This window comes from Enterobacter cloacae complex sp. ECL414, assembly GCF_021869685.1.
In the GTDB taxonomy this organism is placed as follows: Bacteria; Pseudomonadota; Gammaproteobacteria; order Enterobacterales; family Enterobacteriaceae; genus Enterobacter; species Enterobacter kobei.
On sequence record NZ_CP091482.1, the window covers coordinates 229,714 to 255,330 of the forward strand.

Annotated in this window: 35 protein-coding genes and 1 pseudogene; 6 read left to right on the top strand and 30 right to left on the bottom strand. The window is 45.8% G+C overall.

The window, feature by feature from the left end; all coding sequences use genetic code 11:
- Positions 1–285: 285 nt before the first annotated feature.
- The 3 genes from L3068_RS24470 to L3068_RS24480 all read right to left on the bottom strand — a co-directional run bounded on the left by L3068_RS24470 (position 286) and on the right by L3068_RS24480 (position 2,410).
- Positions 286–567 carry a hypothetical protein gene (locus L3068_RS24470; protein ID WP_000708863.1) on the bottom strand — a complete coding sequence of 94 codons (282 nt, stop codon included), beginning with the start codon at positions 565–567 and terminating at the stop codon, positions 286–288.
- 65 nt (positions 568–632) lie between these two features.
- Positions 633–1,817: a ParB-like helix-turn-helix domain-containing protein gene (locus tag L3068_RS24475; RefSeq protein WP_001272971.1), complete on the bottom strand. Its 1,185-nt coding sequence runs from the start codon at positions 1,815–1,817 to the stop codon at positions 633–635.
- Between the two features lie 416 nt (positions 1,818–2,233).
- On the bottom strand, positions 2,234–2,410 hold the full coding sequence (locus L3068_RS24480; RefSeq protein WP_001371930.1) for a hypothetical protein: 177 nt from the start codon (positions 2,408–2,410) through the stop codon (positions 2,234–2,236).
- A 510-nt stretch (positions 2,411–2,920) separates the two neighbouring features.
- Between L3068_RS24480 and L3068_RS24485 the strand changes: the two genes are divergently transcribed.
- The 5 genes from L3068_RS24485 (at position 2,921) to L3068_RS24505 (ending at position 5,825) form a co-directional block, all read left to right on the top strand.
- A complete protein-coding gene (locus L3068_RS24485) occupies positions 2,921–3,865 on the top strand; it encodes a DUF5417 domain-containing protein (protein WP_000778029.1) in 945 nt (314 codons plus the stop codon).
- Positions 3,866–3,960: 95 nt separating this feature from the next.
- The gene (locus L3068_RS24490; protein WP_001371889.1) at positions 3,961–4,563 is read left to right on the top strand and encodes a hypothetical protein; all 603 of its coding nucleotides are present in this window, start codon (positions 3,961–3,963) and stop codon (positions 4,561–4,563) included.
- 59 nt (positions 4,564–4,622) lie between these two features.
- Positions 4,623–4,973, top strand: coding sequence for a hypothetical protein (locus tag L3068_RS24495; protein WP_000743059.1), 351 nt, complete (start codon positions 4,623–4,625; stop codon positions 4,971–4,973).
- Between the two features lie 46 nt (positions 4,974–5,019).
- The gene (locus tag L3068_RS24500; protein ID WP_001015183.1) at positions 5,020–5,223 is read left to right on the top strand and encodes a hypothetical protein; all 204 of its coding nucleotides are present in this window, start codon (positions 5,020–5,022) and stop codon (positions 5,221–5,223) included.
- 281 nt (positions 5,224–5,504) lie between these two features.
- On the top strand, positions 5,505–5,825 hold the full coding sequence (locus L3068_RS24505) for a hypothetical protein (RefSeq protein ID WP_000332796.1): 321 nt from the start codon (positions 5,505–5,507) through the stop codon (positions 5,823–5,825).
- 608 nt (positions 5,826–6,433) lie between these two features.
- Here the strand turns inward: L3068_RS24505 and L3068_RS24510 are convergent.
- The 3 genes from L3068_RS24510 to relB form a co-directional block, all read right to left on the bottom strand.
- A complete protein-coding gene (locus L3068_RS24510) occupies positions 6,434–6,592 on the bottom strand; it encodes a type I toxin-antitoxin system Hok/Gef family toxin (protein ID WP_001447866.1) in 159 nt (52 codons plus the stop codon).
- A 71-nt stretch (positions 6,593–6,663) separates the two neighbouring features.
- On the bottom strand, positions 6,664–6,951 hold the full coding sequence (relE, locus tag L3068_RS24515) for a type II toxin-antitoxin system mRNA interferase RelE (RefSeq protein ID WP_000323025.1): 288 nt from the start codon (positions 6,949–6,951) through the stop codon (positions 6,664–6,666).
- Complete coding sequence (gene relB, locus L3068_RS24520) at positions 6,951–7,190, bottom strand: type II toxin-antitoxin system antitoxin RelB (protein WP_000534858.1); 240 nt, start codon at positions 7,188–7,190, stop codon at positions 6,951–6,953. The genes relE and relB overlap by 1 nt, the downstream gene beginning before the upstream one ends.
- A gap of 24 nt (positions 7,191–7,214) precedes the next feature.
- Here relB and L3068_RS24525 point away from each other — a divergent pair.
- Positions 7,215–7,331: pseudogene (locus tag L3068_RS24525) on the top strand (hypothetical protein); the annotation flags it as partial.
- Positions 7,332–7,452: 121 nt separating this feature from the next.
- Here L3068_RS24525 and L3068_RS24530 read toward each other — a convergent pair.
- The 24 genes from L3068_RS24530 to L3068_RS24645 form a co-directional block, all read right to left on the bottom strand.
- Positions 7,453–8,376 (bottom strand): cation diffusion facilitator family transporter, encoded by a 924-nt coding sequence (locus tag L3068_RS24530; RefSeq protein WP_000167917.1) that lies wholly within the window; start codon positions 8,374–8,376, stop codon positions 7,453–7,455.
- A gap of 199 nt (positions 8,377–8,575) precedes the next feature.
- The gene (locus L3068_RS24535; RefSeq protein WP_001515348.1) at positions 8,576–9,148 is read right to left on the bottom strand and encodes a cytochrome b/b6 domain-containing protein; all 573 of its coding nucleotides are present in this window, start codon (positions 9,146–9,148) and stop codon (positions 8,576–8,578) included.
- Positions 9,149–9,623: 475 nt separating this feature from the next.
- A complete protein-coding gene (locus L3068_RS24540) occupies positions 9,624–10,862 on the bottom strand; it encodes an IS110-like element ISEsa2 family transposase (RefSeq protein WP_000219087.1) in 1,239 nt (412 codons plus the stop codon).
- Between the two features lie 421 nt (positions 10,863–11,283).
- Complete coding sequence (locus tag L3068_RS24545) at positions 11,284–12,624, bottom strand: ISNCY family transposase (RefSeq protein ID WP_000589001.1); 1,341 nt, start codon at positions 12,622–12,624, stop codon at positions 11,284–11,286.
- A gap of 174 nt (positions 12,625–12,798) precedes the next feature.
- Positions 12,799–14,168, bottom strand: a protein-coding gene (locus tag L3068_RS24550; RefSeq protein ID WP_085949440.1) for an IS3-like element ISKpn8 family transposase whose coding sequence is annotated in 2 segments (ribosomal slippage) — positions 12,799–13,688 and positions 13,688–14,168 — 1,371 coding nt in all. Because the reading frame shifts where the segments join, the coding sequence is not laid out codon by codon here.
- Between the two features lie 332 nt (positions 14,169–14,500).
- Positions 14,501–15,106, bottom strand: coding sequence for a hypothetical protein (locus L3068_RS24555; protein WP_000137794.1), 606 nt, complete (start codon positions 15,104–15,106; stop codon positions 14,501–14,503).
- A gap of 216 nt (positions 15,107–15,322) precedes the next feature.
- Entirely contained in the window at positions 15,323–15,604 is a 282-nt protein-coding gene (locus tag L3068_RS24560) for a hypothetical protein (protein ID WP_000703842.1), read from the bottom strand.
- Positions 15,605–15,749: 145 nt separating this feature from the next.
- The gene (locus L3068_RS24565; RefSeq protein WP_000802040.1) at positions 15,750–15,926 is read right to left on the bottom strand and encodes a hypothetical protein; all 177 of its coding nucleotides are present in this window, start codon (positions 15,924–15,926) and stop codon (positions 15,750–15,752) included.
- Positions 15,927–15,979: 53 nt separating this feature from the next.
- Entirely contained in the window at positions 15,980–16,291 is a 312-nt protein-coding gene (locus L3068_RS24570) for a hypothetical protein (RefSeq protein ID WP_000633161.1), read from the bottom strand.
- A gap of 222 nt (positions 16,292–16,513) precedes the next feature.
- Entirely contained in the window at positions 16,514–16,714 is a 201-nt protein-coding gene (locus L3068_RS24575; protein WP_000814953.1) for a hypothetical protein, read from the bottom strand.
- 39 nt (positions 16,715–16,753) lie between these two features.
- The gene (locus L3068_RS24580) at positions 16,754–16,978 is read right to left on the bottom strand and encodes a hypothetical protein (protein WP_000551490.1); all 225 of its coding nucleotides are present in this window, start codon (positions 16,976–16,978) and stop codon (positions 16,754–16,756) included.
- Positions 16,979–17,032: 54 nt separating this feature from the next.
- Positions 17,033–17,236 carry a hypothetical protein gene (locus tag L3068_RS24585; protein ID WP_000781547.1) on the bottom strand — a complete coding sequence of 68 codons (204 nt, stop codon included), beginning with the start codon at positions 17,234–17,236 and terminating at the stop codon, positions 17,033–17,035.
- A 552-nt stretch (positions 17,237–17,788) separates the two neighbouring features.
- Positions 17,789–18,280 carry a DUF3085 domain-containing protein gene (locus tag L3068_RS24590; protein WP_001371932.1) on the bottom strand — a complete coding sequence of 164 codons (492 nt, stop codon included), beginning with the start codon at positions 18,278–18,280 and terminating at the stop codon, positions 17,789–17,791.
- A gap of 4 nt (positions 18,281–18,284) precedes the next feature.
- Entirely contained in the window at positions 18,285–18,596 is a 312-nt protein-coding gene (locus L3068_RS24595) for a DUF957 domain-containing protein (protein WP_001165367.1), read from the bottom strand.
- Positions 18,597–19,112: 516 nt separating this feature from the next.
- Entirely contained in the window at positions 19,113–19,433 is a 321-nt protein-coding gene (locus L3068_RS24600) for a hypothetical protein (protein WP_000071366.1), read from the bottom strand.
- A gap of 178 nt (positions 19,434–19,611) precedes the next feature.
- The gene (locus tag L3068_RS24605; RefSeq protein WP_000336109.1) at positions 19,612–19,839 is read right to left on the bottom strand and encodes a hypothetical protein; all 228 of its coding nucleotides are present in this window, start codon (positions 19,837–19,839) and stop codon (positions 19,612–19,614) included.
- 174 nt (positions 19,840–20,013) lie between these two features.
- Complete coding sequence (locus tag L3068_RS24610) at positions 20,014–20,907, bottom strand: hypothetical protein (RefSeq protein ID WP_000252081.1); 894 nt, start codon at positions 20,905–20,907, stop codon at positions 20,014–20,016.
- Positions 20,897–22,009 (bottom strand): toxic anion resistance protein, encoded by a 1,113-nt coding sequence (locus tag L3068_RS24615; RefSeq protein WP_032666269.1) that lies wholly within the window; start codon positions 22,007–22,009, stop codon positions 20,897–20,899. The genes L3068_RS24610 and L3068_RS24615 overlap by 11 nt, the downstream gene beginning before the upstream one ends.
- Positions 22,006–22,815 (bottom strand): toxic anion resistance protein, encoded by an 810-nt coding sequence (locus L3068_RS24620; RefSeq protein ID WP_000368643.1) that lies wholly within the window; start codon positions 22,813–22,815, stop codon positions 22,006–22,008. Before L3068_RS24620 ends, L3068_RS24615 begins: the two co-directional genes overlap by 4 nt.
- Positions 22,816–23,385: 570 nt before the next feature.
- Entirely contained in the window at positions 23,386–23,997 is a 612-nt protein-coding gene (locus L3068_RS24625; RefSeq protein ID WP_001371923.1) for a DUF6012 family protein, read from the bottom strand.
- A gap of 110 nt (positions 23,998–24,107) precedes the next feature.
- Complete coding sequence (locus L3068_RS24630) at positions 24,108–24,641, bottom strand: HNH endonuclease (protein WP_000241452.1); 534 nt, start codon at positions 24,639–24,641, stop codon at positions 24,108–24,110.
- 54 nt (positions 24,642–24,695) lie between these two features.
- Complete coding sequence (locus tag L3068_RS24635; RefSeq protein ID WP_000159617.1) at positions 24,696–24,890, bottom strand: hypothetical protein; 195 nt, start codon at positions 24,888–24,890, stop codon at positions 24,696–24,698.
- Entirely contained in the window at positions 24,887–25,198 is a 312-nt protein-coding gene (locus tag L3068_RS24640) for a hypothetical protein (protein ID WP_000172888.1), read from the bottom strand. Before L3068_RS24640 ends, L3068_RS24635 begins: the two co-directional genes overlap by 4 nt.
- 62 nt (positions 25,199–25,260) lie before the next feature.
- Positions 25,261–25,500: a hypothetical protein gene (locus L3068_RS24645; protein ID WP_001180999.1), complete on the bottom strand. Its 240-nt coding sequence runs from the start codon at positions 25,498–25,500 to the stop codon at positions 25,261–25,263.
- Between the last annotated feature and the right edge of the window lie 117 nt (positions 25,501–25,617).

Here is a 25,617-nt window from a genome sequence, read left to right on the forward strand (position 1 = left end):
GACGTGACAAATAATTAAAGGCATTGCTATTCTATCATTATGCATTGCGTTTAAAATCATTTCTAATTCAGCAGAGTAGCGATACAGGCATTTCGCTATCCTAAAATCTGGTAGCTTTCCATTTCCTTGCTGAGATAAATCAAAATAATTCTATTTATTGCCTATTCGGATGCTGCAAAACCTTATAAATCCGGATGTATATCACTTAACAGTGAACCATTCGGTGACTTGCTCTCCGTGAGGTCCACCGGGTTTATCCAGTAGGGAACATTCTGCTTTTACCGTTTACTGCATACGCGAGCAGGAATTCTGTTGCAGTTCTGCATTTGCCTGCTTTTCCAGTGCTGTCATAACCCGGCGGAGCATCGCCAGAGCCTGAACAGGCGAGCTCCCAAACTGCACTTTCACTTCATCCGTATCATGATCCTGAATCAGGTCGAGGATGTTCACTTCGATCCCTGCCCCGTTTTCATCTTTTGCCGTGCACTGAATACTTACCCGGGTCACCGAATCCGTCAGGACTGGCAGTGGGTTAGTCTTGTCTACGTTGATAAAAGCCTTCTTCATTGCCCTGTTTCCCCTTGTCCTGAAAAAGTTACCGACCCGTCCGGATGGAGGGGTCGGTCAGAAAATCATGCCTGTCCCTTATTCATCTTCTCAGCATGCTTACGCAGGTACTCTTTCAGGTCAGCATGAGCATTGATGATATCGTTCATTTCATCATTGGTCAGAACAAGCGTGTAAGTATCAGTGCTGACAGATTCACCTTCTTTAAGCTTGGCTTCTTCAGCAATACGTTCAAAAATCGGGATCGCGGTGTCGGCAATGACGGTCACGGTCTTTTTGTTCAGAACGCTGGACATGGATGGTGCTTTACCTGCCGGGTTCTGTTTAGGAGCGCTGTCCTTTGGAGCCGGAGCTGGTTCCTGTACCGGTGGCGTAACCAGCGTCTCTGTATTGCTTTCATCATTCAGTTGATCCGGTACCGGGGTGTTAACGGTAGCATTACCTGCCGGTTGCTCATCACCGGAGTTTTCCGGAGTCTGCGGATCTGCCATGCGCTCTTCTACCTTGGCAGCTTTGACGAATTTCAGCGTGTTTTTCGTCGCTTTACCATAGATGGAGATCGCCTTGTTGATGTTATCTACCGCATCCTCACCGCTGTACATATACTCGTCCAGCGCAACGTACATGCTCACCTGATCGCTCACAAGCATGGTCTGTAGTTCAGAAGGCAGGTCCAGTACGCGAACCATCTGGCGAAGATGCTGCTCTGATTTACCACGTTTTTTTGCCAGTTCCGCAAAGGTCTTAGGCTCTTCTTTATCTTCAACAAGACGCTTAATTGAAAGCGCTTCAGCTACGACAGACAGCGCCAGGTTGGAGTTGCCGGTCAGGGTGAAGAGTTCTGCTTTTGAAGCGCTACCGCGAAACTCTTCGCAGCGAATACGAGTAATGCGTTCACGCCCTTCTGCTTCCAGCTGGCGGTTTGCAATAGCGATGGAACGGATACGGCAAGCCCCCTGACGCAGTACAGGTACGCCATTAACCATCTGAACAACGATAGGCGTCACGCTGAACGGGTCTTCCATGTAGGCATCGGCCAGGCTGTTCAGGTGTTCCACAACGTGAGGCATTGAATAGTAGAGCTCGCCCATACCGGCCGTGCGGGTGTTAAAGCCTTCCTGCTCTACAACAACCGAAGGGTCAATGATAAGGCCGTTACCTTTACGGGCACCGTTACCAGTGCGTTCCAGGTAACCACGAAGGCTGATTTCGTTGCTGTTGTTTTTTACTTCAGTTTCGATTGCGGACATTTTTGTTCTCTCTTTTGGTTGGTTGTTTAACTGCGCTACAACACAACAATACCAGGTTCGACATTTTTTCTAATAGGTTGCACAGAAGAAAAAGTAACTTTTCTTAAAAAAAATTCCTGAGACAATACTACTCGATCCGTCCGTTTTAAATCTTCACAACAGTGGGCCGTTTTTACGTTTAAGCAAAATAGCTGGTTCAGAAGGTGAGTCGGAGAGAAAAGTTACTTTTCCGGTTGTCTGGGCCAGTGATGAGAGAGTGGCAGGACAGGAATGGCTAAACCGGTGCGGGTCTCTTGTAAGTCGCAGGGGATTGAGGAGATATAGAGGTAAACCGGTACGTTCAGTTTTTGGATTGAGCCGGGCTTTTGGCCCGGGCTTAAGGAAGCGGAAATTTGAACGAACTGGCAGGTAATGATTTATGCCGCCGACAGCTGGCCGTCAGTGCTTTGCTGTTCTGGTTTGACAGTTGGGGGATAACCGGCAGTTAGCCGCTGGCATTCCGCATCACAGAAAGCCCTGAGGTTGCTGAAGACGGACTCCATGAAATCAGCATGAGCATACGAGTCTACAGGACGTGTCTTGTTATCTTTCATCTTGTTCTCCTCAATCATTATTAAAACCAGCGGATTTAGTTCCTGGCGCTCCATCTGCTGACCGGCTTTCCCAGAGAGCAGCGATGTGTCGGGTTCTGTTTCTCATTTTATCGTTTTCATCGGGCCCATCCGGCCGTATAAGAGACCGATTTGGCATGTTTAAGAAACGTACTGGCGACATTAAAAGCTGAGGTTGGCTTTGGAATAAAAGGATACTTTTCCCGTTTGTCAGGTCTTTCGCTACCGCTGCACGATGATTCTGTCAGGCATTCTGCGCCCTCCTTGGCTGTACATCTTGAAACAAGCGGTGGGATGTTCCCTTCCCCCTGCTCACCGCAGAATAATTGGCAAGTCCCGACGGTCGTTCCGTACGAGCCGGGTCCAAATAATGAATAAATACAACGCCACTTCAATTGTATTGACAATAGAAGTTAGGAGGATCATAGTGTCATTCATGGTGCGGCTTTCGCACCACCGCCCCGGCGGTACCGGGCAGAACTGGAGTACCTCATGAAACTTTCCCGTCAGACGACTTCTGATACTTCTGTTGATGGCCGTTCACGCGCATATGCCTGGGGCCGTGTCCATTATTTCATTATCGAACATGCACCAATGGCTGAGCTGGTCGCTATTGACGAGCTGCTGGAAAAAGCTGGCTGGAGCAATGACGGCTGTCCGAACTATGAGAAAGATGACGAGTTTGGTAATGCTGGTTACAGCTGTGGTTACTGGATCGATATTGACAGCGTGGGAAGCTTCAAGGCTGACTACAAACGTCTTAAGGGTGAGATTAGTGCGCATATCGCCTCAAAGGCGGCAGAGGTGGAGATCCGCGTACTGGACTCGATGTCCGACAAAGAATGTAAAGATGTTGCCTCGGTGGCATGTACTGTTCGCCGTGACTTACGTACGCAGTCCGAATCGCTTCATTCACTGCGTACTATCGTAACGGTTGATCATTACAATCCCTATGTGATCACCAGCCGCCCGCTGAGCATTTCCGCCTGGACACTTATCCACGACTGTCTGAAAACCGGCACCATCAATGACGTCTGTTCACGGTTGAGTTCATTAATCCTGCACTCTGAAGCCGCGATTGCCCGTTGTAAGGGAAGCTCCGACTACTCTTCGGAACACGCTCAGCTATCGTTTTTTGCTGGTAACGACTATGTCACCAGACGCACCCTTGTTGATGCAGCTCACGAAGAGGCTCTGCGAATGAACCGCCGCTTTGATGAACGTATTGCAATGAACGCGGATTCTGATGCCAGAAGGCTCCAGTGCGAATTCAACCTGAGCAACCATGTCGTACAGCGTCGGACCGTTGAATCTGCTCATATCCAGGCAATCAACGAAGACGTCACCCGTTCACAGGCGGAACCACGCTGCCCTGGAAAGCTTCTTCTGAAAATGACCAGTCATGAGGAAGTGCGGGACTCACTGAGCACCTGTTAGTCCAGCGACACCCCCTGCGGCTCTACTACCGGGCCGCAGTCTGCTCCGGCCAGATGGTGCCAGTGGCGTAATGAATTTGTTTAATAAGGCTGAGTATGATGAATAAAGAACAACTAATCGACAAACTGGAACGCGTGGTATGTGGTCAGTACTCCTACGAAATGCAGGAGCTTGCGTATTCGGCCCTCTGCTGCATTAAAGGCACCCCGGACGACTGCGCTAAGTTCCCTGTTACGCGTCCGCTGCCTGACACCTTAGTGGACGTATGGGACGAGATCGGGCAATACCTTGGCACAGGCAAAGCCATTGAAACTCGCAGTTGCGGCGTTTCGCTTCTGCTTCATGGACACTGCTACGATTCAAATCATGTGCTGTACTGGCGCAATGCTGGCGCACTTCCAGCAGCTTGCGATACGCCACTGGCTGGTGGGTCTCGCAAACTGTTCACCTGCTCAGCCTGTGGAGTGGACGGTCTGGATGAACCACCTGAAACCAGTTGCCACTGCTGCACAGAGGGGGCCCACTGGATTGAGAGCAGGCTCTTCACCTCCGGGCAGGCAGACCCTGAAGAATTTAGACCCGTGGCGGTCGTGAAAGAGTGTGCAGGCTCAACGCCGGATGATCGGCTCATCTGGAGCGTGATTGAACAGCTCAACGGCGAACTGGCGGAAGGCGATAAACTATTTAAGCGACGCTGACAGATCACGTCAGCATTTATATCAGACGAACTCCAGAATAATTTAAAGCAACCATGAACATGAAAAAGCCCAAAGCTGCATTACAGAATGCCATGAAAGAAGATGTGCCAGCTGTGACACAGATTCAGATGCGATCTACGGTTTCCAGAAAGGTTCGCTATGTAAAACAGGCAAATCGAGAGGGTCTGAAATTATCTGAGTGGATGTCGCGGCATCTCGACGCTGTCTGTGATACCGCAGATGAGATTCATAAAGGCAAACGCTCAACTCCGGTTGCGCCTGGGAAGATTCCCCCTGAGGTATACCAGGTGATATACGATCAGTGCGGCGGGTTCGTGGAGTGTGATGCTAATGCCCAGGTAATCTGGGAAGCCTGCCGTGATGCCATTCTTAACGGAGACAAAGGGTAAACGGCAGGTATCGCCTGTCATTTTTACCCTTGTGAGGAAAATCCTGATGAACCATGAGAGCCGAACTGTATACCTGAACACGGCCATTGAGGCCCTGTTGAAAGCTGAGGCGGCTCTGAACGAGCTGGCATTAGCCTATGTACTCAAACCAGGTGAAAAGGCAAGCGCATGCCATCCCCGAACCGGTACGCTTTCCACAGCTTCCCAGGTAAGAAAACTTCGCCGTGTTCTAGAAAAAAACAAGTTATGACGGCCCTTATACGCTGGCATAATGTACCGTGCTTCGCTCATCCCAGCAGTATGGGTTTTAAACTCTTCCATTTTTAAGAGTACGGGAAGAGCCTTATTATTGTCGCATACCCTACGGATGCATTGCAGTTCAAACCGCTGTTCGGTGCAATTATTGCTGTATCCGGCGGATTTGAAAATGACAGAAATAGTGATGTAAAGCTCCGCCATTAAAGAAATGCCCCGTAGTTTGGCGAATCAACTTTCTGAATTATCTCGATGAACACCATTTAAGGAAATCGAATGTGTGATTTTTGCAGGGCTGACGAAAATTACTTTCATATGGCAGAATGCGTGTATGACCAACTGGTTAAAGAGTATCCCGTAATGTGGCTGCGGGATTCAACCCGGATCGGGGCCTGCTACCTCTGTCGAGAACTGCTGTCGCCGGAGGGGATGGTCCTGGCGATGCAGAGCGCTTTCCCTGCGAAGGGATGGCGGCTGCGTATTTGGTACAATGAAACCATTGACGAAGAGATAGAACCGCAGCGTGGAGACTGTATTGAGCTGTCCTCCAGGGCGGACGCTCTGCTGTCCTTCATGTCGTTCCAGGAAAAGGTTTAGCGCTGCGGCCCCCCTCACAAAAAGGCGCTTTCCGCGACAAATCTGGTACGACCGGACAACGTTGAGTCAATTCTTGCTTCCCCGCAGAAGAATCCCTATGAAGTAAAGTAGAGGTAGGCATTACGCCCACCAGCAAACCTGATAACTGTTCTTTGCGTAACATCCTCAAACTTCTGGTGCCTTCGTAGACTGCGATGCGAATGCCCATGAGCTGAATTCACCGTATCATTTGACCGGATGCAGCGAGAACAGAAATGACAATGTTTGAACGATTTGCCAGACGGCCATAAAACTCTACTGGGTACAGAATAAGGACTGACCGCAATGGCTACGTTCTATGAGCTACCGACCAGTGAGAAGTCCATTGTTTCCGGTACGTGCCCGGACGAGCACCGGTGAAATTTTTCCCGACTGGATTACGCTAAGGCTTTTGAACGGTTTGCGTGAAGTGGGACTCTTTGGGTCTGGTTCTTGATTTATACAAAAGGCTATATGCCACAAGACGGGAGGAAAAAAGGGTTTCCCCGACTGGAGAAACCCTTTCAAAAGGTGCCGATGGCATACTAATCCACACCCCGAAAAGAGGGGGTTGCCCCCCTCTTTGTCAGCTACTTACCGGATTCGTAGGCCAGGATAGCAGATACCTCCCTTGTTCCGTCTTTCATCCGCAACTCGCAAAGCGAGTTTCGTGTGAGCCAGGTGAATATCAACAGCGTTAAACAAACTATTAATATGCACAAAACAATGGGTTGGTTCGGCATTTTCATGGCCTTCTTCTCCTGTCAACGCAAAGCAGAAGTGTCACCATCGGTGCGAAACAGAGATGTCATGCTTTGGTTCAGAGAATGCGTTTGACCGCCTCGCTATATACTTCCGAGCGTTCTCTTTTCCCAACAGAAATCACGAAAACGACAACTTTCTCGTCTATAACCTGGTATACAAGGCGATAGCCTGAAGACCGGAGCTTAATCTTGTAACAATCAGGCATACCACGGAGCTTGTTTGCTTCAATCCGGGGTGACTCAAGTACTTCAACCAGCTTCTTTTTCAACTGTTCACGTACCGTCGAGCCCAGCTTTCGCCATTCCTTTAGTGCCCGCTCGTCAAAATCCAGAAAATACGCCATCAGAGTTCATCCAGCGTCACACGTACTGGCTTAGGATTACGAAGTCGTTCTTTCACTATCTCCACAAGTTCAGCATCTTCATCACTCAGGAGTGTCTGTTTGAACGGCAAGCGTTCATTGTCAGCGATATACTCGAGCATGAGACGAAGCGCTTCAGAAGGAGTTACGCCCATTTTTTCAAGCGCGGCGTAAGAACGCGCTTTAAGTTCATCGTCAATACGTAGGTTAATGCTACCCATGTCTTACACCCCTTGTAATTACAAATGTCATTACAAGTATCGCACTACAACATGCTTAGGGCAAGTCACGAAGTAAGTCAGAAAGTAGTCGTAAGAACGGTGATCACTGTCCGCTTTGTGCCAGAAGCGGACTTTTTAAAAATATTGCGTGCCCAACAATTGGGCGCAGGTCACATCAAGTACCCTCAGAATTATAGAGAATACCTGAAATTTTTGTAGAGCGAGGTTTGTTACCCTGCCCGACCAGCGACATGTGGTTAGTTTAGTGATCAGAAATGTCGAGCGTTTGGTCGTTCATTGACGCGGGATCTTCCAACGGTTCCACATGAGTGGTGATATGGATAAAAGGCAGTGCGGTGCGGATATCATTCTCTATACGCTCGGCCCAGTCGTGCCCATATTGAACAGTCCATCGCCCAGGAACTAGGATGTGCATTGTCATAAACGCCCGCCCGCCAGCCTGGCGTGTACGTAGTGCATGGAAATCAAGCCCCTGTTCACGATATCCTGCCAGCAGTGACTCGATTTTTTTGAGTTCTTCCGTGGGTAGCGATACGTCCATCAGACCTGCAGCTGAACGACTCATAAGCTGATAACCAGTCCAAACGATGTTGGCTGCGACCAGCAATGCAACGATCGGATCGACCCAAAACCAGCCGGTCAGATAAACCAGTCCGACACCAAAAATGACACCGACCGACGTCCAGACATCGGTCAGCAGGTGATGAGCATCTGCCTCAAGAGTGATAGAGTTGTGCTGCCTGCCAGCCCTTAACAAAATGCGAGCCGTCACAAAATTAAGGATTGATGCGACTGTTGAAACCAGTAATCCGAGACCAATCTCCTCAAGCGGCTGTGGAGTTAACATCCGCTCAACTGCGGTATAGGCGATACTGGCTGCCGCCAATAGGATCAGAAATCCTTCGAAAGCACTCGAGAAATATTCGGCTTTGCCGTGCCCATATGCATGGTTCTCATCGGCCGGAAGCGCAGCCAAGGTCAGCATCCAGAGCGCCATTAGGGCTCCTGCGAGGTTAACTACGGATTCGATGGCATCAGATAGCAGACCGACCGAACCGGTCATTTTCCACGCCACACCTTTGAGTCCGATAGTGGCAATAGCCGTGGCAATGGAAAGCCAAGCGTAGTGCGTCAGCGGACGAGGTAACCCTTTTGTTTTAGTCATTATTAACTTCCTAAAATAGGACGACTAACTCACATTTCTATCCATGATAGATAATTAAACAATCATTTCGCCATGAATATTTTTTCGTTTTTATTAAATTTAATTAAAAAGTCTCTGCAAGTGCTGTTTCATCTTCTAGTAAACTAAATTTTATTTTTAGGGTTTTCTTCAACTTGAAGTAATATTATCTCACAACAGATTAGTCACTTAGGTTAACTGAGCGGCTTTTATATTTTTCAATTAAAATATGCAAAACTCCCATTGCACCATGTGCATAAAAATAGACCTCAATGAAAGTAGTAAAGAACTTATGCCAGTGGATTACTGTTTCAGCCAGATTTGACTGCATGGTATTCAACAAGAACCATAGGCCACCTGAAAGTGCTACAATTAGCAATGCTAGAACTCCAAATCCTTGGATTGTACTGGCAATACCTCCCGAATGTGCATCGGGCAGTCGGAAACTAGTCAACGTTTTTATATCTTGCTTAATACCACTAAAGTCAAGCCCTACCCATGAAAAATAATAAGTAAAACCTCTTTGAGTAAGCATCCAACTTAACATAATAAAACCACAAATAATCAGTCCTAACCCTGAAATAATGTGCATCCAGGTTATAACTCCTTCAAGACTATGTTCACCAATTGCTTCGGTCTCTGTCAGATTAGAGTTAATAATTTGTGATAATATTAGAAATGCCACAATGATGTGAAGAATACGAAAAAAAGGAGCGTAATCATGGGGTAATAGATTCCAGAGTCGCAATTTCATTAATGAGTCCTTAGTAAATTTATCGATGATCTTAATCATACAAAAGAATTATTAGGATAACCTTAATTCTTAAAATTGCAGCAGGCATTAGTTCACCTCTGATATGGCCACTTGCGAAATGGGAATGGTAACTGTTATTACTATGTGTTTACTTGCTGTTCTTGTTACGCAGCCCCTTAAACACATTACTTTCAAATATGATTTCCTGCTGGGTTTAAATATGTGTCTTTCTATAGTGCGGCAACCTATTTTTACACCAACTCATGAATTAAATAAGAATCATAAATTAAATGAGAGGTTTAATTCTCTTGCTTAACGCGATGATATTAAATGGAAATTTTAATTTTTGTAATTTATTAAACAGTTAGAATGAGACATGGTAAATACGATCTTCCTTTAGATAATTCTGATAGCACTTTTTCTACTGGGCAGTCTGCAATGTCCGCTTCACGCCCTGAGACATTCGACAAGCTTTTTATGGCTTCAGTAAGGGCGAGTGTCTCGCTTCGAGAGCCAGCAAATATTTCGCTTCGTCATAACAGGTTCTGGCCTTCCAGCAGCGGTAAATGATCCTTATCCATTTGAACGCCAGTGCCCGGATCGCAGACTGATGAGATTTGCCCTTTTCTCTAAGGCCCTGATAATACAGTTTGGCCCAGTATGATGAATTAACCGTCTTGGCAGCCCATTCAACAAAGGTCTGCCTGACGAACTTGGCACATTGCCATCGCCAGTGAACCCATGATTTTTGGCCGCTTCGTTCGGTCACCGGTGCTATACCTGCGTAGTTTTGAATTTCTTCAGCGCTGTTAAACCGGTCACGATTATCACCAAGTGCAGCAAGCATCCGTGGGCCCATGCACGGTCCCATGCCCGGAAGTGATTTGAACAGCCCCGCATCTGGCAATGTGTCAAACAGCGTTTCGATTCGTTCGTCATAGGTTTTGATGATTTCACTCACGACTTTAATTTGTGTCGCCAGTGCTGCTGCCATCAAAGCATTAGCCTCTATAACACTCGGGTCTGTAGTCAATGGGATCGCATTATCAATACTCGCAACACGTTGCTCGGTAAGGGCCATAGCGCGACCACCTTTGGCATTCAGAAAGTTGCGGATCGTGTCGCGTCTGGCTCGTTTCAGTTGTTGCAGACTGGGCCACCGGATAATCAGCTCACACAACAGTAAGCTACCCCGATGTGAGAACCACTCCAGTGGCTGAGGATAATACTGTTTAAGCGTGTTGATTATCCGGTTCACAAAGCGTCGTTTATCTTCAACCAACTGACGACGTTGCTCAACCAGTTGCTGAAGTAAGCGAATATCCGCATTGTCGGGTTCAATAGCTTTTATCTTCTGGGGGTAACGCAGCATTAACTCTAATGCCAGCTCGGCATCCTGCGGATCATCTTTAGCGCCGCTGGGCGAGAAGGCTTGCCGATAACGAGCCAGGGACAATGCGTGGACGGGGAAAACGGTGATAAAGGGGTATTTTTGAAGAGCATATACCACGGGGCCCTTCTTCAGTTCGAGAGCTATTGCGATTCTACCTTTTACTTTCTGGTGTAACTCAGTAAGCCAGGCATCAAGCGCTTCTGCTGTATGTTCAATCACATCGAATACGCGTTCACCGTTTTTAAACTGAACACAGACATCGTGTTTTTTATCAGCCCAGTCCAGACCAACGTGCGCAGCAAATTGATTAGTCACAGTCATCACCAACTCCTTTTTATCGGGGATTGGTATGCATTCCACGCTCTTCGAAAGAAATATAGCCAGCAGTTTATCTGCATGCCCTGAGTATTCGTTAGCGAACGTGGAGCACCTACTGGCTCGAAAGAAAAGCGGCGATCATCACATGATTCTCGCTCAATATTCGTAACCAGTAAGCGCATACCCTGAATCACTTCAAAGTGTAATTCTCAGGGTACGAATGACTATATCTCGCTCTTAGCGGACATTAGCATAGGCTATTTACCATAACGCCGCATTACGCGTACCGCTCAGACGGCCTGAGCGCGTTTCTGACGTGTCCCCGTTAAAAACAGTAACAAACCACCCGAAAATGCACGCCAGAAACGCTACGTAAGAATCTATCCTATGACTGGATATGCACTCAACTGAATAACGCCTGGTTTCAGTCCATTTTATCGGGATCAGCCTTCTTTCTGGGTAATTTAGGGGGCTTCACTTGCTGATTACTTTGCGTGCGGCGCGTGAGCCAAGGATGGTCAGCTTTAGGTTTTACGTAGAATTTTGAGCGTAAATCAAAACGGGCATTATCCACACGTTCATGGACACTTTTTTCATCATCCAGTGGTATAGGCTCCGGGCCATCAACATATTTTTCCCATCCCAACGCTTTCCCATCATACAGAACCTTAATTTCACCGTTAAAGCTTTCGCATACCGTGACAACCGAATGCCGAAGTCGATATCCCCGGCCTTCACTGCGAATCTGAAACGCACTGCTTTTGTACTGGAAAGTGAGATTTTTGGAGAGAACGCGCTTCGCCTGGAGGCTGAAGATATAACCCAGTTCCTCTTCAGAATGGTGTACATCAAGATGGGCGTTATCAGCAATACGAGGCGGCGTAGCAAACCGGTTGTTATAGGCTTCAATAAAGGTCGGCAACCATGCGTTTGCTGTTTCAATATCACTGATACCCTGAAGCCGCATTTCTTTGACCAGCCTGTCCTGCAGTGTCTGATTGGCACGCTCTACCCGCCCTTTTGCCTGCGGGCTGTTGGCATGGATTGGCTCGATGCCCAGTGTCTTTATCGCACGTGTGAACTGAGTCAACTCTCCTTCCCGCTCCGGGTTATTTACTCTGAATATACTGTGTCTGTCAGAATAGAGAGCCAGTGGTACGCCATGATCATTAAGGTAACCCCGGAGGGTTTCCATGTAAGCCCGGGTTGTTTCTGCAGGAGCGAATCGTAGCGCCATCAGAGCGCTGGTAGCATCATCGATAAAGACTATCAGTGTGCATTTGGGGCCCCGACCTTCAAACCAGTCATGAGGCGAGCCATCAATCTGGATGAGTTCACCGTAGGATGGGCGCCGCATCCGGCGCTGATAAATTCGGGCAAACTTACGACGACGTTCGCGCCATATGCCCTCCTCTACCATCCACTTCCTGAGAGTTTCAATGGATAAACACAAGCCGTGTATCTCGCGCAATTTTTCGCACGCAAGCGTAGGTCCAAAATCAGCGTAGCGGCCTTTGAGGAGTGAAATTACTGTTGCTCTGAATTCGGTAGAAAAGGAATTATTGGGACGCTTTCCACGTCGGCGGGAAACTAGACCAGAAGGCCCTTCATTTCTATACCGTTGCACCAGACGTTTAACCTGCCGAATAGAAATGCCAATGCGTGCCGCAGCTTGTTCCTGAGTAATATGGCGATTAAGTGACTCCTGAATAATGTGAAGTCGGTCGAGTTCCTTATGACTCATCGTAACAGTCTCTTTGATCATGAAAAATCCCCCAGAGAATTGTCTGGGGACATTTTAGAATGGTTCAAAGGGGACATTACAGCTTGGTGTTAACAATGGCCTTCTTCTCCTTGCATTTAAGCAGGCAAGAGGCTACTCTGAATGTGACTAGCATACAGGGGCCTCGGGTTGTACTGACCCCAAAAAGTTGGACAGTTAAACACGAGGCACATAGGTCTGGGTTCGATATTCAATTGGACTCAGACCTTTTAATTTCAGGCTAATTCTTCTGCTGTTGTAGTAGTCAATATATTCCGTAACAGCATCCTTCAGTTCGCTTATATTACTGAACTCGTCAAGATAAAAACACTCCGACTTTAAGGTTCCAAAGAAACATTCCACGACTGCATTATCCAGACAATTGCCTTTTCTGGACATGCTCTGTGTAATGCCTTGTTCTTTAAGGATGTTTTGATACCTTCTCATACGATACTGCCATCCCTGGTCAGAGTGCAGAATAGGATGCTCGTGAGGCTTAAGCTTTTTGAATGCCTGATCGAGCATATTCTCGACCATGTTCATCACAGGTCTTTCCGACAGGCTGTAAGAAATAACTTCGTTGTTGAAGAGATCTATTACTGGAGACAAATACAGCTTTCGCCCATTGACTGCAAATTCAGTAACGTCGGTAACCCACTTCTCGTTTGGCCGTGTAGCCTTGAAATCCCTTTGGAGAACATTGGGGGCGGTTTGCCCTACCTCTCCTCTGTAGGAGCTGTATCGTTTGACCTTAATCGCTGCCTTAAGCGAGAGGGTTCCCATCAGGCGCTGAACGGCTTTATGGTTAATCCGTTCCCCGTCTCGATGGAGAGACAACGTTACCCTACGGTATCCGTAACGACCTTTATTCTCGTGATAAATCTCACCAATACGCTTTTTAACATCCGCATACTTATCAGGCTTGCTGAGAGCCTTTAGATGGTAATAAAACGTACTGCGCGGTATCTCCGCTGCCTTGAGAAGCTCATCAAGAGGGTAAAACTGCCTTAGCTCGTTGAGTACTTTCACTTTTTCGCGGGATGAGCTAAGGCTTTCAGCTTTTTTAGATACGTAAGCCGCATTTCAAGGAATCGAACTTGTCTTTCAAGATCCTCAATACGTCGGTCTTTCGACAGCTCCAATGCTAACGCCGCTTTTTCTGGATCAACTGACATTGTAATGTTTCTTTTGGTGCCGATCTTGAGTGCGCGTAAACCAGCTTCTCCGTGCTCCTCATAGACTTTCAGCCACTTGGCTACAGAACCACTACCAGCAAGCATAAAGTGAGCAGCAGCCTGATTGAGGGACATCTGCTGCTCGGTCACGGCTTTCACGACCTTAATGCGCAACTCTGGATCAGCACTAACGCCTTTAGGTTTGGGAATTAAACCTTTTTCTCCATGTTTTTCATAGAGGGCAACCCACGTCCTGACCTGGGTTCGAGGCACACCAAAACGTGCAGAGATGATCCTGTAACCATCATCAGTTGTGAAGTAGTGATTCACGACTTCAAGGCGCTTTTCGAAGGGGTATTTTGGCTTTGACATATCAGGGACTATTCCATTTCATCGTCCAACAAAATGGGTGCAGTACAGGTTAATTGAAAAATTACTCGGGGCTTTCTGCTTTTACCACAGTCAAACAGTGTTACCGCTGGCTGGGGCAAAAGCCTCCAGCACCAGCGTTATTATACCACCCTGCCCTGATCAGCCAAACACCCCGCCTACATAAATTACTGATTTTTCATTTATTTGACATGATTCACTTCCGGTTGTCGGCGAAAGTCATTTTATACTAAAGAAAAGGGTAACGGGCAGCTGCTGGGTCGGAACATACAGTGCAGTTCCTGCCCGTTTAATTTCCGGATGCAATGGTAGGATCAGGAGGCACTGCTTCCGTTGATTAGGGAAATCTTATGTGCCTGAATACGGCTGTATTCGAGATGGGATGCAATATTACAGATGCGCTCCAGTCGATCATGCAGCCTCGTGTAGGTCAGTCGATGAATACCGGACATTTCATCAAGTAGCCAGCGCTTGATGTAAGGGTTACAGGAAAGCCGGGCAAGATCGTCGTCATCCACTTCGTCAAAGAACCAGTACTGCTCCATCGGGACTACCTGAAATATCCACGGCCGGGGATAGTCCCCTGTGACAACCAAAAACCATGCAAGAAAGCATAGACACAGCTCAACGACCATAAGCATCGAAAATTGCGAATAACTTAGACCGGGCACATAGGGTGAACTATCCGCAACATACCCCCTGAGCAATTCCGCCACAAGGTAGCCCAATAGCGTCAAGGCCAGCATCAGGGTCAGGATTAATCCCCCATTAAACGCTACCGAAGCCTTTTGAACCCGATCAGGTGCTGTCCGGCTGCGATAGTTGGTCACTACTCTTTCTACAAGTGCCCTTATGGCAGCCTGTTCTTTACTGACATCAGCTCCGGAAAAACCGGACGGGCTTTTATTTAATTCAGTCATACCCCACTCCTGTTATGTGCTCTACTTAACAAACACGTAGATCATACAGAGCTCACGGACGCACTCCTGCCAGATAAAGGAGGGAATTTGGCTGTAAGACGGTTAGCCAACAGTTCAGGTTATGCGTGGGATCCGCCCAGTCAGAAAGGATTCCGTTAATAACAGGCAAGGTTAAAGGCAGATGGACGGTGAAATTGTGGGTGCTAAAAGGGGGTATTACTCTTTTTCCTGCATAGCGGTTTTTTCAGCCCGGGTGGCCAGACGAACATTTCCGAAAGGCTCACGGACAAGCAGTGGCTTCTCCTTCTTCCAGCCCCTGATAGCCGTTTCTCCAAACCGACGTGGTGCATTGCCGTTCCAGCGAGCAATCACATGGTTATCATGAATTTCAATAATGACAACGGGGTGGACAATGACCGTTGAAATGGTGGTATTTCCCATTTTGGTACGGGTTACAGACCAAACCTGCATCCCGGATTCCAGCTGGCTGATTTTCATATTATATCCTTAAGCCATCACGAACTGCGCCACAAACAATTAATGTGGCGCAATTTACCATAAACAATAAACATCAGATACCCGTGAAAAGATTTCCCTTTATTTTAAAATTCTTCTGGAGAAAAAATGATATTTCCAGAAGAGGTCAGCGAAATTCAGAAACGGCCATCACAATGGTGCTGCGCTGACGCTGGCGTTCTGCCTTGCGCTGCCTGCGGCGATAGATCTGTTTTGCGCTGACGTAAGGGCAGTCCTCACGGGTATACCAGCAGCAGCCGCAAGGTTCGGGCCGGGGTTTTCCGGCAAGTCCAAATGGTTTCATCAAGTCACCTTTTTAATGTTTTTAATGGAAAGATACTTACCTAACCCATTGTTTTATAGGAAATAACGTTGTTGCATAAACAGATACAGATAACCCTCAGGAGAAAACATGCAAAGGTTATCAGTGATAACCGCGTCCAGATACCGAGTGTCAGTCTGTAAACGTTTTATCACCAGAAAATGTGCTGCCGCAGCCTTAATGCCAGAACTACCGTTTACAACATTATGTATACCCGCTTTGAATAACGAACGAGCATGAATTACCTTTTCCCGGGCCGCTTCGATCTCAGCATTAATAACGCATTGCCGCGCCTGGATGACTGCCTCTCCGGTTAAATCGCGGAAATTCATTAGAGATGTGATCATGATTGACTCTCCAGATTATGTGGAATCATTATAACAACTGGCACCACGCCACAAATAACCTGAGATAAATTCTTTGAAATATTCCTATATATAAGGAATTACAGTCGGAAAAGAAACAATGAAATAGCGCCGACCGCTTAAAATCGATAAATTAAAATGGACGGCACTGGAATGAAAAACTGAAAGTAGTAAGACCGTAATTATCCTTCACGGATGTAAGCTTTAAAAGAGGAGTACTGGCAAAGCTTTGCCAAGTACTTCGGCGGTTGTGTCTACGATTTTACGGATGTCATCGATCTGCGAAGGCTTATTCAACACCACCGTAAAAAGCTCTCCTTCGTTATCAGCCTGCTCGCAGTTTCCGTATCGGCTCCCGTCGTACAGCTGCACAATACGTGACATAGAAGACTTTGTTTGTTTCATGGCTTTGCACCTGCTTTTAGGCAGTTTGGTTACTGGTTATCAGAAGCTGGTTTCATGCGCTTCCGGCTGGGACACGAACTGGTATTTGACGCCGCCAGGCACACCTACTGCTTCGGCAATAGAGTCGCAAAGCCGCGATAAATCATTTAGTGTCATCGGATATTCAATATCTACTGAATATAAAGCACCTGCATTTTCAGCATCTTCGATGTTTTTATACTGGGCACTAAATATAGCAATGGTCTGAATTTCGTGGTTATGCATGAACCGGTCCTTATTAAATTATAAAAGCCACCCGAGAGTGGCCTGAGTGGAAACTTAAATCTGTGAAGTATATTTGAGAGATTTTTTGCGATCCAGATGCCGGGCAACAATGGTTCCGATAACAAGTAGCGTGATGACCGCACTGAAGAAGGTGCTGTCAGGGACGCCCTGGAAAAAATCACTGAAACTGTAAACAATAAAAATCAATGCGCAAAAATAGAAAACGATACGAACATAAGGGGTAAAAAACATTTTCATCGGTTGCCTTCCATTCAGGGAGAATTCTCAGTAATTACATCACACCTGAAGAGAAACTATTTTCGTATAAATGAGCATTTTCGACATATCAGAGGGGGGTTTTACTCATAAATGAGGTAGTAAGGGTCACACTTGAGATGAAAGTTACTTTCCTGGCTGCGAACGAACTATCTCAAATGTTAGAGGTGTGCGTTCGCCTTAAGAGCTTCATGCCCTGAGGAGCTCAACTTGAGCCGATAGTATAAACCTGGCTCCAGATGCCTTACTGGCTGGCATAACTCCACGAGGCCCAGCCGGAACAGGACCGGAGAGCTCCTGCACGTCACATCATCAGGATTCCCCATAAACGTACGCCGTTCTCTGGCCCGTCTGAAATTGCCAGAGATATCATAGATCGTGCCGGATGCCATCCGTCTTAACACGTAAATCTGCGCCCTTGTAAGCTTCTGGGCGGAACTGCTTAAACCTGACATACCTTCCCGGCCTTATATAAAACAATCCGCCAGCAGCTCGACTGGCGGACAATGTTTGACTGGAAACAGCAAGGACATACTATTTGCTGACAAGTTTGATATTGGTTTCACTCATTCGAAGTCGAAACTCCTGAAAACCCTGCTCTACCGCTAACTCCAGCCACTCAACGGGAATGGTATAGCTACAATCAGACCCACCCAAAGCGGCATCACAAGCGTAATCCCAGTCCTCATCCAGTTTTGGATTCATCCCCTGGGCGTAAGCCACAGTATCGCGGGATGCGGGAGAGCCCTCAAGCTCAGCATTAGTGATCAGGTATACACCATGACTGTGCGCGAGAAGCACTTTTGGCACCAGATGTGTGCTGGCAATTTTTGAGGATGAGGGAAAGAAAACCCTACCAGCTTTACGCGCCTCTTCTTCAGTCTGTCCCTCAGCGTTAAGGAGGGCTCCCCCCGGATAGCATGCCGGGTCATAGATCTGATCTGGGGTGACCGAAAACGTTTTTGCGGTGCGAATTTCTTCGATCAGTTTATTGATATCTGCCATTTCAAATACGAGAGTGGTCACAGGCTTACTCTCCCTCTTCAGTGGACAACATCAGATACTTTGTTGCCAGCAGAAGCTCTCCCACATCCTTGAGGGACAATTCAGCTTTGCCTTCTACGGCAAGCTGCAAGCGCTGTCGAATTGCATGAACAGAATCTGAAGATAAAGATGCCATTTTGCGCAAAACGGCATTAGCCTTTTCTACAGCAGGATACAGAATTTCTGAGTTGGTATTATCTTCGTCATTATCAAAGATAATTTCAGAATCCATATTGATGTTATCTTCAAGCCAGCTTGAAAGCACTTCAAGTAATGACATCACCTTTTCAATTTGCATATCGCCTCCTCTGTTAACATGAAACAAATATAACAAAGTGGCTTACCCGGCTAATAACCTGAGCAGAAAGTTTTCGAACTTAGTTTGAAAACAAGTTTTCTGCTCAGGTTAATGTTAAAGTCGCTGGGTAAAAGATAAAAGGCACTGAAGATGATTTAAGCATCAAACAGACTAAATAGGATTCCGTCTTTTATAACGCTTTTAAAATAGAATGAATGAAATATAAATTTTGCGTTTAAGAATGAACGCTGTAGAGGATGATTTATCCTGTGATATGCAGTTTGTGGCCTTTAAAAAGGCTTTATTATGGACTTGAATTGCAAAGAGAGCACCGACATTTTTCTGGGGGCTCCCGCAGAGAAAAAGCTGTGAGGTTATGAAGACGTATAGGAGGTATTCGGCGAAATACTGTATGGCCACAGGAGAGCTTCAGCACCCATATCCTGCCGCCTCGCTCGCCTGTGGTGATTTCAATATGTTCTACGTCATACCACGTAGTTGTATTTCTCACTTTGTTTATGCTTCCTGACACCGCGTGAACGCAATCTTCGTCTGGATGCGTTCATAGATGGAAAACTGCCTTTCAATGGAATCGGCATTAGACAGTAATTCATGAAGCTCAGCAGAATCTGTATCAGGAACGATAGCGACAGAAACTCCATATTTACGCCCAGTTCTGATCAGGTGCGCAAGTTTTTCCTTCTCTGATTCTGTGAGCATTGCCAGATCCCTTCCGGATACCTGCTCGATAAATGGACCAAGGTTTTTCGGAAAAAAGGGTTCGGCATCAGAATTATGTACCGGGAGCGTTTGCGGCTTATCGAAGCTATTGGACATGAAAAGAACCTTTATAGTTAGAGAGGTGGAGACTGAATGCGTAGCCCATTAAAATTAGTAGTGCCACACTCGAATGCTAATCATACTTTATGATGGCTATGGTAGGAATGGCCGTCAACTTAAACCGCCAGAAGCGAGCCATTCACCGTTAAAGTAACTTTCCCGTATGATGTTCTTTTTATGGAATGAGTTGTTCACACTCCTCTTTAAGAGCCGCCCTGGAACGAGATCGACAGACTTTGCTTAATGAAGAGCGTAATTGATGTTCATCAACCCCATCAGCGACAAACTGACCAATTTTCTTTTCAAGACGCTGCATTGCCTCATAAAGCTTGGCATCAGTATTATTTTTAAGAAACCTCAGTATATAATCAGCAATAATTTGAACAGGAGTAAAGTTACACATCATGTATCCTTAATAAGTTGTGTAAAAATAAAACCATAAAAAACATAATCAGAAGTAGATTATTATACTTGAGTAAGCTTTTCAGCTAACAAGCTGGAGAAGCAGATTCCGGTAAATTACTACATATTTGATAAAAGTTACTGAATAAAAAAGCCCAGCGTACCGGGCTTTCATTCAATTTGATTCTAAGAATCTGACTCGCCGCCTGATTTTTATACCAAGAAGAGCGAACAAAACGCCAACGAATGCGACGGGACTACCTACTTTAAGACAATTAACCGACGCTTTTGAAAAGGTATGTGATTTAGACATACGTTTTTGCTCATAACGAATCGCAAGTGGTGAGACGGATTTATCTAAAGCTGTCTTTTCCAATGCATAACGAACTTTCACGGGAATATTTGACTGTAATACACCAGACATATACGCCCTAACAACATTCTGTGTTAACTTCACATCTGGCTTGCCGAGTTTTATATGTAGTTGCGCCTTTAAATAGTTTACAGATACCTCTTCGCCTGAGGGCCAATTACTATCATTTAAATATGCGACAAGTTTATCGTATTTTTCATGTTTTACATATTTCTTGATAACCTTTACAGTCGAAGCTGAAGTGGCATCAGTCTCTTCCGAACCTAAAGCAGATGTAAAAACTGACAAGCCGATAAGAAAAGCGCCAGCAATTAGAAGCATCGGGAATATCTCACCTATTTCCTCCCCCTTTAAAATTTTAAAGGCAGTTGAAGAAACTACTAATAGCCCCATAATCCCTAATAGCAACTTAGAATATGTAGTTAGGAAGCCTCCAAATGCATCGCCAAAATCCGAAACCACTAACTTATCTTCACCTTCAGATGAATTGAAGAATGACAAGGGCACATCAATATCAAAGTCCAGAACTGAAGGTGAGAGGTGTAATGACAGCAACCACAAGCAAAGACCAAAAATCATTATCAGCAGGCCCGCACCAAATATCGCGAAACCTGAATTTCTAATCTTTATAGACCGGTGAAAAAGAAATGACAGTTCACGGGAAAAATCGTCACTACTCTTAAGGTTACGCACCATGATCTACCCCTTTTTGTGTCAGTCGGGTGCGCAAATTCTCACGCATGGCAAGAACCTGTTTTTCTGTTTCCCTGAGCTTAATAGCCCCTTCTCTCTGGATTTTAACAACATCGCCAACCGTCTGGATAAGCGTATCCTGCACCTCTTTAAGGGTGCTTATATCAATAACCAGCCGTTGGTTTGCTTTCATAGTTTCTACTGCATTGCGATGCAGTAATTTTGCATTACTACGGAGTAACTCATTGTTGGCATTATCGATATCATTGGCAAGATTTACAGCGTTACGCTGTCCATTTAGAGAAATGGCTAACAGAAACTGACGCTTGAAATTAGGGACAGTAACCTCTTTGACGCTATGAAACTTGTCGATAAGACTTTGGTTATTTGCCTGTATAATCCGTACCATTGGCAATACTTGCATAGCAGACTGCTGAGAAACAACTAAATCGCCAATACGTTTTTCTAAATTAGCAATTAGCGTATCCAGATCAGATACTTCCTGGAACTTAGCAGGATTGTTACCAACATTAGCTCTGAGATTTTCTGCTTTTAATTGTAATTCTCCCAGCCTTAATTTACCGGCAGCAATATGTACACCTGTTAAGTGGTGTTCTTTAACGACTTCATCAAACATTTGCTGGAGCGAAATATTATTAGAACCGAGGCTATTCTGTGTAACTGAAACCTCTGAAACCAGAGCATCGATTTGTTCACGAGTTGATTCAAACTGTGCGGCGAAATTCTTCCCACGGGTGCGGATTTTATCCAACAAAGGGCCAATAACTGGCAGATTTGAACGACTTTCAGTTAAGTTCGAGATGTTTACATTTCTTGCAAGGTTGATAATTTCAGTTAATTTGCTCCCGGCTTCGTCTAAATCTTTATTGCGAATTTGCTCAAGCAGGCTATCCGCATAATTAGCAGTGTTTTCCCCCATTGCCCGGCCAAAACGATAAACTGTTCCTGGATCATCGGCATTAATGCATTCCGCGACGGCTTTAATCTCTTGTTCATCTTGCTCATTCAGCCCGAACTTTTCCAGTTCAGCGGAAGTCAAAGTAAAAGCAACAACCTCAGTTCTGGTGGTCAAATTATTAATCATTTTTGGAATCCCTCTAAATTTTGTCGCAGGCTTTTTAGAAGAGCCTCGTGGGCCTGATTAGCTTTTCTAACAATCGTAGGGTCAGTGTTATTTACTGATAACAGCGAAAGTGTGTGTTGCCGCCATACTGGAACCAGGACTTTTATAGTTTCGTTAAAGCGGTCAGCAATATCTATACAAGTCCCGCGAGTGATTTCCATCTGCATGGCGGCCATTTCATGAGACGCAAGCAGTGTTGCCAGGTTAGCTAAACGTCTGGCAAATCTTTCCCTCGGTTTATCGAAGACAAGGCTTAGATCGTCACTATTTTTTTCTTCGGTAGAATCCCTAAGGAACTCATGGCCTGCCTGGATAAAAATTTTAAGGCGTTTGATTTCTGACACATATGTTTCAAGCAGCTCTTCTAAAGCCAGTAGCGTCTCATTCACATGTGTCAGATATCCGTTCCCCTCATTAATAAGATTTTCCACCTTCTCACGTGCGTGTTGGTAACGAACGCGCTTTTCAAGGTGTTTGCCCGTAAAGCGGGAAAACCAGGATGGATTGCTACTGATAGAACGTGGATCTGCCTCCGCTAAGGCACTTACGATACGGTTCAAGGCTCCTGATAAAGCGGTAACTGCGTCTTTCTCCAGAAGATTTGAATACTTATCCATAGCCTTCGAAGATAAAGCCGAGTCGCCGTAATGGCTTATTGCCCCAGCATTAAGCAGAAGACCGGGTATAAATTCTTCTTTGAGTTCTGCTATCGATATGTTGCTGCTGTCAGTTGAAACGTTCATTTTTGCCTCAAAATGGTTATCCATGACAGCCTATCATTTACCGTTCTGCTGATTTTTCGGTTAAAGCGCCAAAACCTGGGTTTATCCGTTTTCGAGGCAAAAAAATAGAATCTGATCCTCACGTAACCCTTTGCCATTCTGATTAAAGGAGAAGTCCCCTACTGTCTGTGCACTGAATTCAGCACTGGATGAAGTTAGGACATGAAGTGCACATAGATCCCCTGCTTGACCTACCAATCACCGCCTTCAATGTTTAGATCTGGTGACCTTACAGCGACCATTTCTCTAACCGGATGGTCATTGTTGTCGTGGCTGCTCCCCAACAGCAGGCTTACCGTTCCGCTGGCAGAGTAATACATCGCGTCAGGAAAGTGCTCCCTGACCTCCTAAAGCAATTTGTTCATGCTGTTAGTTAAACGATAAAAGCGTCGGGCTGCGTTCGGCATAGCTTCTTCCAGGAGGTCAGAAGCATCAATCTCACGGCCGTTTATAACGCGGAGAATATCTTGCTCATCCATAGGTTACTCCCAGGCAATAAATCAAAGTGGCCAGGCAAAAGGAGACTCGCCTGGCATCAAAAAGAATAAAAGGTCGTTACGAACTGATAATGATGGCCTGGTCAGTTTGAGGAAGTCGGTTTCCTCTGATGAATGCTGGATGGCTTAAACGAGCAGATGACATGGTCATCGCCAGAAATGTCTCTTCACGCGAACGCAGCAATTCCCCCCATGAATAGGTTTCCCATACGTCGTGGGAAAGATCGGATTCCTTTATGTACCTTGACTGCATTGTTGGTTCAAAATCGACGGGAGCTAGACTGTCATAGGATGGATGTACACGGTACCCCAATTCTTCCTCCCTCTGATGGTATGCATGTGCCAAAAGGACATCATGGGAGACCAAGTCATAGTCTTTGTCCTGAACGAGCGTTTTTACGGTATGACTAATTTTTCCAAAGCCTTCAATTTCCCAGATTGTTATCATTGTGAACTCAGTTAAAGTCCGTGGGCTTTTTACCAGAAAGCCATTTAATGCACGTCGCCCCTTCAACATGACAACGTGGTAGGACTTGTTGGGATAAGGTTTCATTGCCACCAGCGAATCAGCTTTAAGCTCAAGTGACAATTCAGGTACAGAAACTGACACGAGAGTACACTTGTTTTTCATATGGTGAAGAATACGGGGCACAAGATGCAGATACATCATTTTCTCCTTTGAAGGATATACCAGGCAGCTCCTCAGCAGCATCAAAATATTTAAATCACTCTTTAATTAGTAAACCACTGCTGATTAACTTCTTTTATGTTTCACAGAAATTATTCGTTTTGTTTCTGTTCGTTATACTGCTCAAACCAGAAGACGACCGGTTTTTCTACAATATGAAGCAACCCAAAACGTTCTGCGGTACGGAAATTCACGCTATATGCGCGAGCCCGTTCAACCTGTTTGGTAATTTCTTTTCTCATTCCTTCAACACTAAAAGCTCCTTTAAAAAGGTTGCAGGGGGCGCATGATGGAAATAAGTTTTCTATAGCATGCAGTTCAGGGTGCATAACCTTACCCGTACTTCGGGCAACATGAGTTACGCCGCTGCCGACAGGGGCTCTCACCAGTTCAAAGTCGCGTCGAACAGGCTCAACATGATCGGCATGCCACCCTTTTTCAGGAAGCTTGCAACCACAATAGGCACAACGCCCCCCAAATTTCATTCGCAGCTCAGCTCGCTGTATTTTAGAGATCTTATTTTTAGGTTTTGAGAACCTACCATCAGGTGATTCAGCTTTGGATAACTTTGCTGAGGGCTCAGGTAATTCAACTAAATTCCCGTTGATATTTATCACCTTGACCATATCATTTTCCGCCTTTACTAAGCTCACGGGCACAGGAACTGGCTTAAGTAACCGCTAAAGATAACAGCCACTGACTGCATCTACCCAGACCTTCTGTTTATACTCAATAGGCCACCCCTCTTTATCTGCCCGGATGACGCAATCATTTACCGTGGTGCGTGACCGGATACGAACATCAAGCGGAAGCGAATCGTTATCCACACGAGCCTGTGCCTCATTTAAAATGCGTAAAAACATCTCTTTGGTCATTCAGATACCCCCTCAACTTTGCGAATTTTGATCAGATGAGGGCGACTCAGTTTACAAAGTTGTTCTGTCGCTTCATCAATCGAATTGAACCGATGAGCCTCTTCGATATTTAAAGTCCAGTATTTCGCTTTCCCTTCTCCCAGATCGGACTCAAAATAATTTCGCTTTACATCCATTTTTTTAGGCCTGCCATTTATCTTGACGACATTATGTCTGTCATCAAAAAGAAATTCGTCCCCCTCAAAAGTGATTAATACAAATGGCCCCTCAGGCTTGGAAGTCCGGGAACTTTCCATTTTCAAAGTCATACTTCAGCCTCTCGATAGAACTCATGAAACGTCAAATTAAAATGGACTCACACCACACTGATTCAGTATTCCTCCTGAACCCCATTAGGCTCTGTTGTGATTTCATATTTAATTCCGCCAGGTGCTCCCACAGCGTCCGCGACCGACTCACACAGCAGCGAGAGATCGTTGAGGGTCATTGGGTGTTCAATGTCCAGCGTGAAGAGTTTCCCGGCTTGCTTGGCGGCTGTCTTGTCAGCATGTTCGGCATTAAAAAGGTATACGGTGTGTTTTTCCTGAGCGGGTGTATTTTGATTTTGCATTGATGATCCTTTTGTTTAGTTCCCCGATTCCGGGGGTGAGTGAATTAATTTAAATTTATATTCGTCTGGTTTAATTAGAACGTTTCCACGCTATGCGTAAACAGGTAATGCAAGGGC

Bases quoted from the DNA above. Each gene is read 5' to 3' on its own strand.
- L3068_RS24470 (WP_000708863.1), bottom strand. From the start codon at position 567: ATGAAGAAGGCTTTTATCAACGTAGACAAGACTAACCCACTGCCAGTC.
- L3068_RS24475 (WP_001272971.1), bottom strand. From the start codon at position 1,817: ATGTCCGCAATCGAAACTGAAGTAAAAAACAACAGCAACGAAATCAGC.
- L3068_RS24480 (WP_001371930.1), bottom strand. From the start codon at position 2,410: ATGAAAGATAACAAGACACGTCCTGTAGACTCGTATGCTCATGCTGAT.
- L3068_RS24485 (WP_000778029.1), top strand. From the start codon at position 2,921: ATGAAACTTTCCCGTCAGACGACTTCTGATACTTCTGTTGATGGCCGT.
- L3068_RS24490 (WP_001371889.1), top strand. From the start codon at position 3,961: ATGATGAATAAAGAACAACTAATCGACAAACTGGAACGCGTGGTATGT.
- L3068_RS24495 (WP_000743059.1), top strand. From the start codon at position 4,623: ATGAAAAAGCCCAAAGCTGCATTACAGAATGCCATGAAAGAAGATGTG.
- L3068_RS24500 (WP_001015183.1), top strand. From the start codon at position 5,020: ATGAACCATGAGAGCCGAACTGTATACCTGAACACGGCCATTGAGGCC.
- L3068_RS24505 (WP_000332796.1), top strand. From the start codon at position 5,505: ATGTGTGATTTTTGCAGGGCTGACGAAAATTACTTTCATATGGCAGAA.
- L3068_RS24510 (WP_001447866.1), bottom strand. From the start codon at position 6,592: ATGAAAATGCCGAACCAACCCATTGTTTTGTGCATATTAATAGTTTGT.
- relE (WP_000323025.1), bottom strand. From the start codon at position 6,951: ATGGCGTATTTTCTGGATTTTGACGAGCGGGCACTAAAGGAATGGCGA.
- relB (WP_000534858.1), bottom strand. From the start codon at position 7,190: ATGGGTAGCATTAACCTACGTATTGACGATGAACTTAAAGCGCGTTCT.
- L3068_RS24530 (WP_000167917.1), bottom strand. From the start codon at position 8,376: ATGACTAAAACAAAAGGGTTACCTCGTCCGCTGACGCACTACGCTTGG.
- L3068_RS24535 (WP_001515348.1), bottom strand. From the start codon at position 9,148: ATGAAATTGCGACTCTGGAATCTATTACCCCATGATTACGCTCCTTTT.
- L3068_RS24540 (WP_000219087.1), bottom strand. From the start codon at position 10,862: ATGACTGTGACTAATCAATTTGCTGCGCACGTTGGTCTGGACTGGGCT.
- L3068_RS24545 (WP_000589001.1), bottom strand. From the start codon at position 12,624: ATGATCAAAGAGACTGTTACGATGAGTCATAAGGAACTCGACCGACTT.
- L3068_RS24555 (WP_000137794.1), bottom strand. From the start codon at position 15,106: ATGACTGAATTAAATAAAAGCCCGTCCGGTTTTTCCGGAGCTGATGTC.
- L3068_RS24560 (WP_000703842.1), bottom strand. From the start codon at position 15,604: ATGAAAATCAGCCAGCTGGAATCCGGGATGCAGGTTTGGTCTGTAACC.
- L3068_RS24565 (WP_000802040.1), bottom strand. From the start codon at position 15,926: ATGAAACCATTTGGACTTGCCGGAAAACCCCGGCCCGAACCTTGCGGC.
- L3068_RS24570 (WP_000633161.1), bottom strand. From the start codon at position 16,291: ATGATCACATCTCTAATGAATTTCCGCGATTTAACCGGAGAGGCAGTC.
- L3068_RS24575 (WP_000814953.1), bottom strand. From the start codon at position 16,714: ATGAAACAAACAAAGTCTTCTATGTCACGTATTGTGCAGCTGTACGAC.
- L3068_RS24580 (WP_000551490.1), bottom strand. From the start codon at position 16,978: ATGCATAACCACGAAATTCAGACCATTGCTATATTTAGTGCCCAGTAT.
- L3068_RS24585 (WP_000781547.1), bottom strand. From the start codon at position 17,236: ATGAAAATGTTTTTTACCCCTTATGTTCGTATCGTTTTCTATTTTTGC.
- L3068_RS24595 (WP_001165367.1), bottom strand. From the start codon at position 18,596: ATGCAAATTGAAAAGGTGATGTCATTACTTGAAGTGCTTTCAAGCTGG.
- L3068_RS24600 (WP_000071366.1), bottom strand. From the start codon at position 19,433: ATGTCCAATAGCTTCGATAAGCCGCAAACGCTCCCGGTACATAATTCT.
- L3068_RS24605 (WP_000336109.1), bottom strand. From the start codon at position 19,839: ATGTGTAACTTTACTCCTGTTCAAATTATTGCTGATTATATACTGAGG.
- L3068_RS24610 (WP_000252081.1), bottom strand. From the start codon at position 20,907: ATGGTGCGTAACCTTAAGAGTAGTGACGATTTTTCCCGTGAACTGTCA.
- L3068_RS24615 (WP_032666269.1), bottom strand. From the start codon at position 22,009: ATGATTAATAATTTGACCACCAGAACTGAGGTTGTTGCTTTTACTTTG.
- L3068_RS24620 (WP_000368643.1), bottom strand. From the start codon at position 22,815: ATGGATAACCATTTTGAGGCAAAAATGAACGTTTCAACTGACAGCAGC.
- L3068_RS24625 (WP_001371923.1), bottom strand. From the start codon at position 23,997: ATGATGTATCTGCATCTTGTGCCCCGTATTCTTCACCATATGAAAAAC.
- L3068_RS24630 (WP_000241452.1), bottom strand. From the start codon at position 24,641: ATGGTCAAGGTGATAAATATCAACGGGAATTTAGTTGAATTACCTGAG.
- L3068_RS24635 (WP_000159617.1), bottom strand. From the start codon at position 24,890: ATGACCAAAGAGATGTTTTTACGCATTTTAAATGAGGCACAGGCTCGT.
- L3068_RS24640 (WP_000172888.1), bottom strand. From the start codon at position 25,198: ATGACTTTGAAAATGGAAAGTTCCCGGACTTCCAAGCCTGAGGGGCCA.
- L3068_RS24645 (WP_001180999.1), bottom strand. From the start codon at position 25,500: ATGCAAAATCAAAATACACCCGCTCAGGAAAAACACACCGTATACCTT.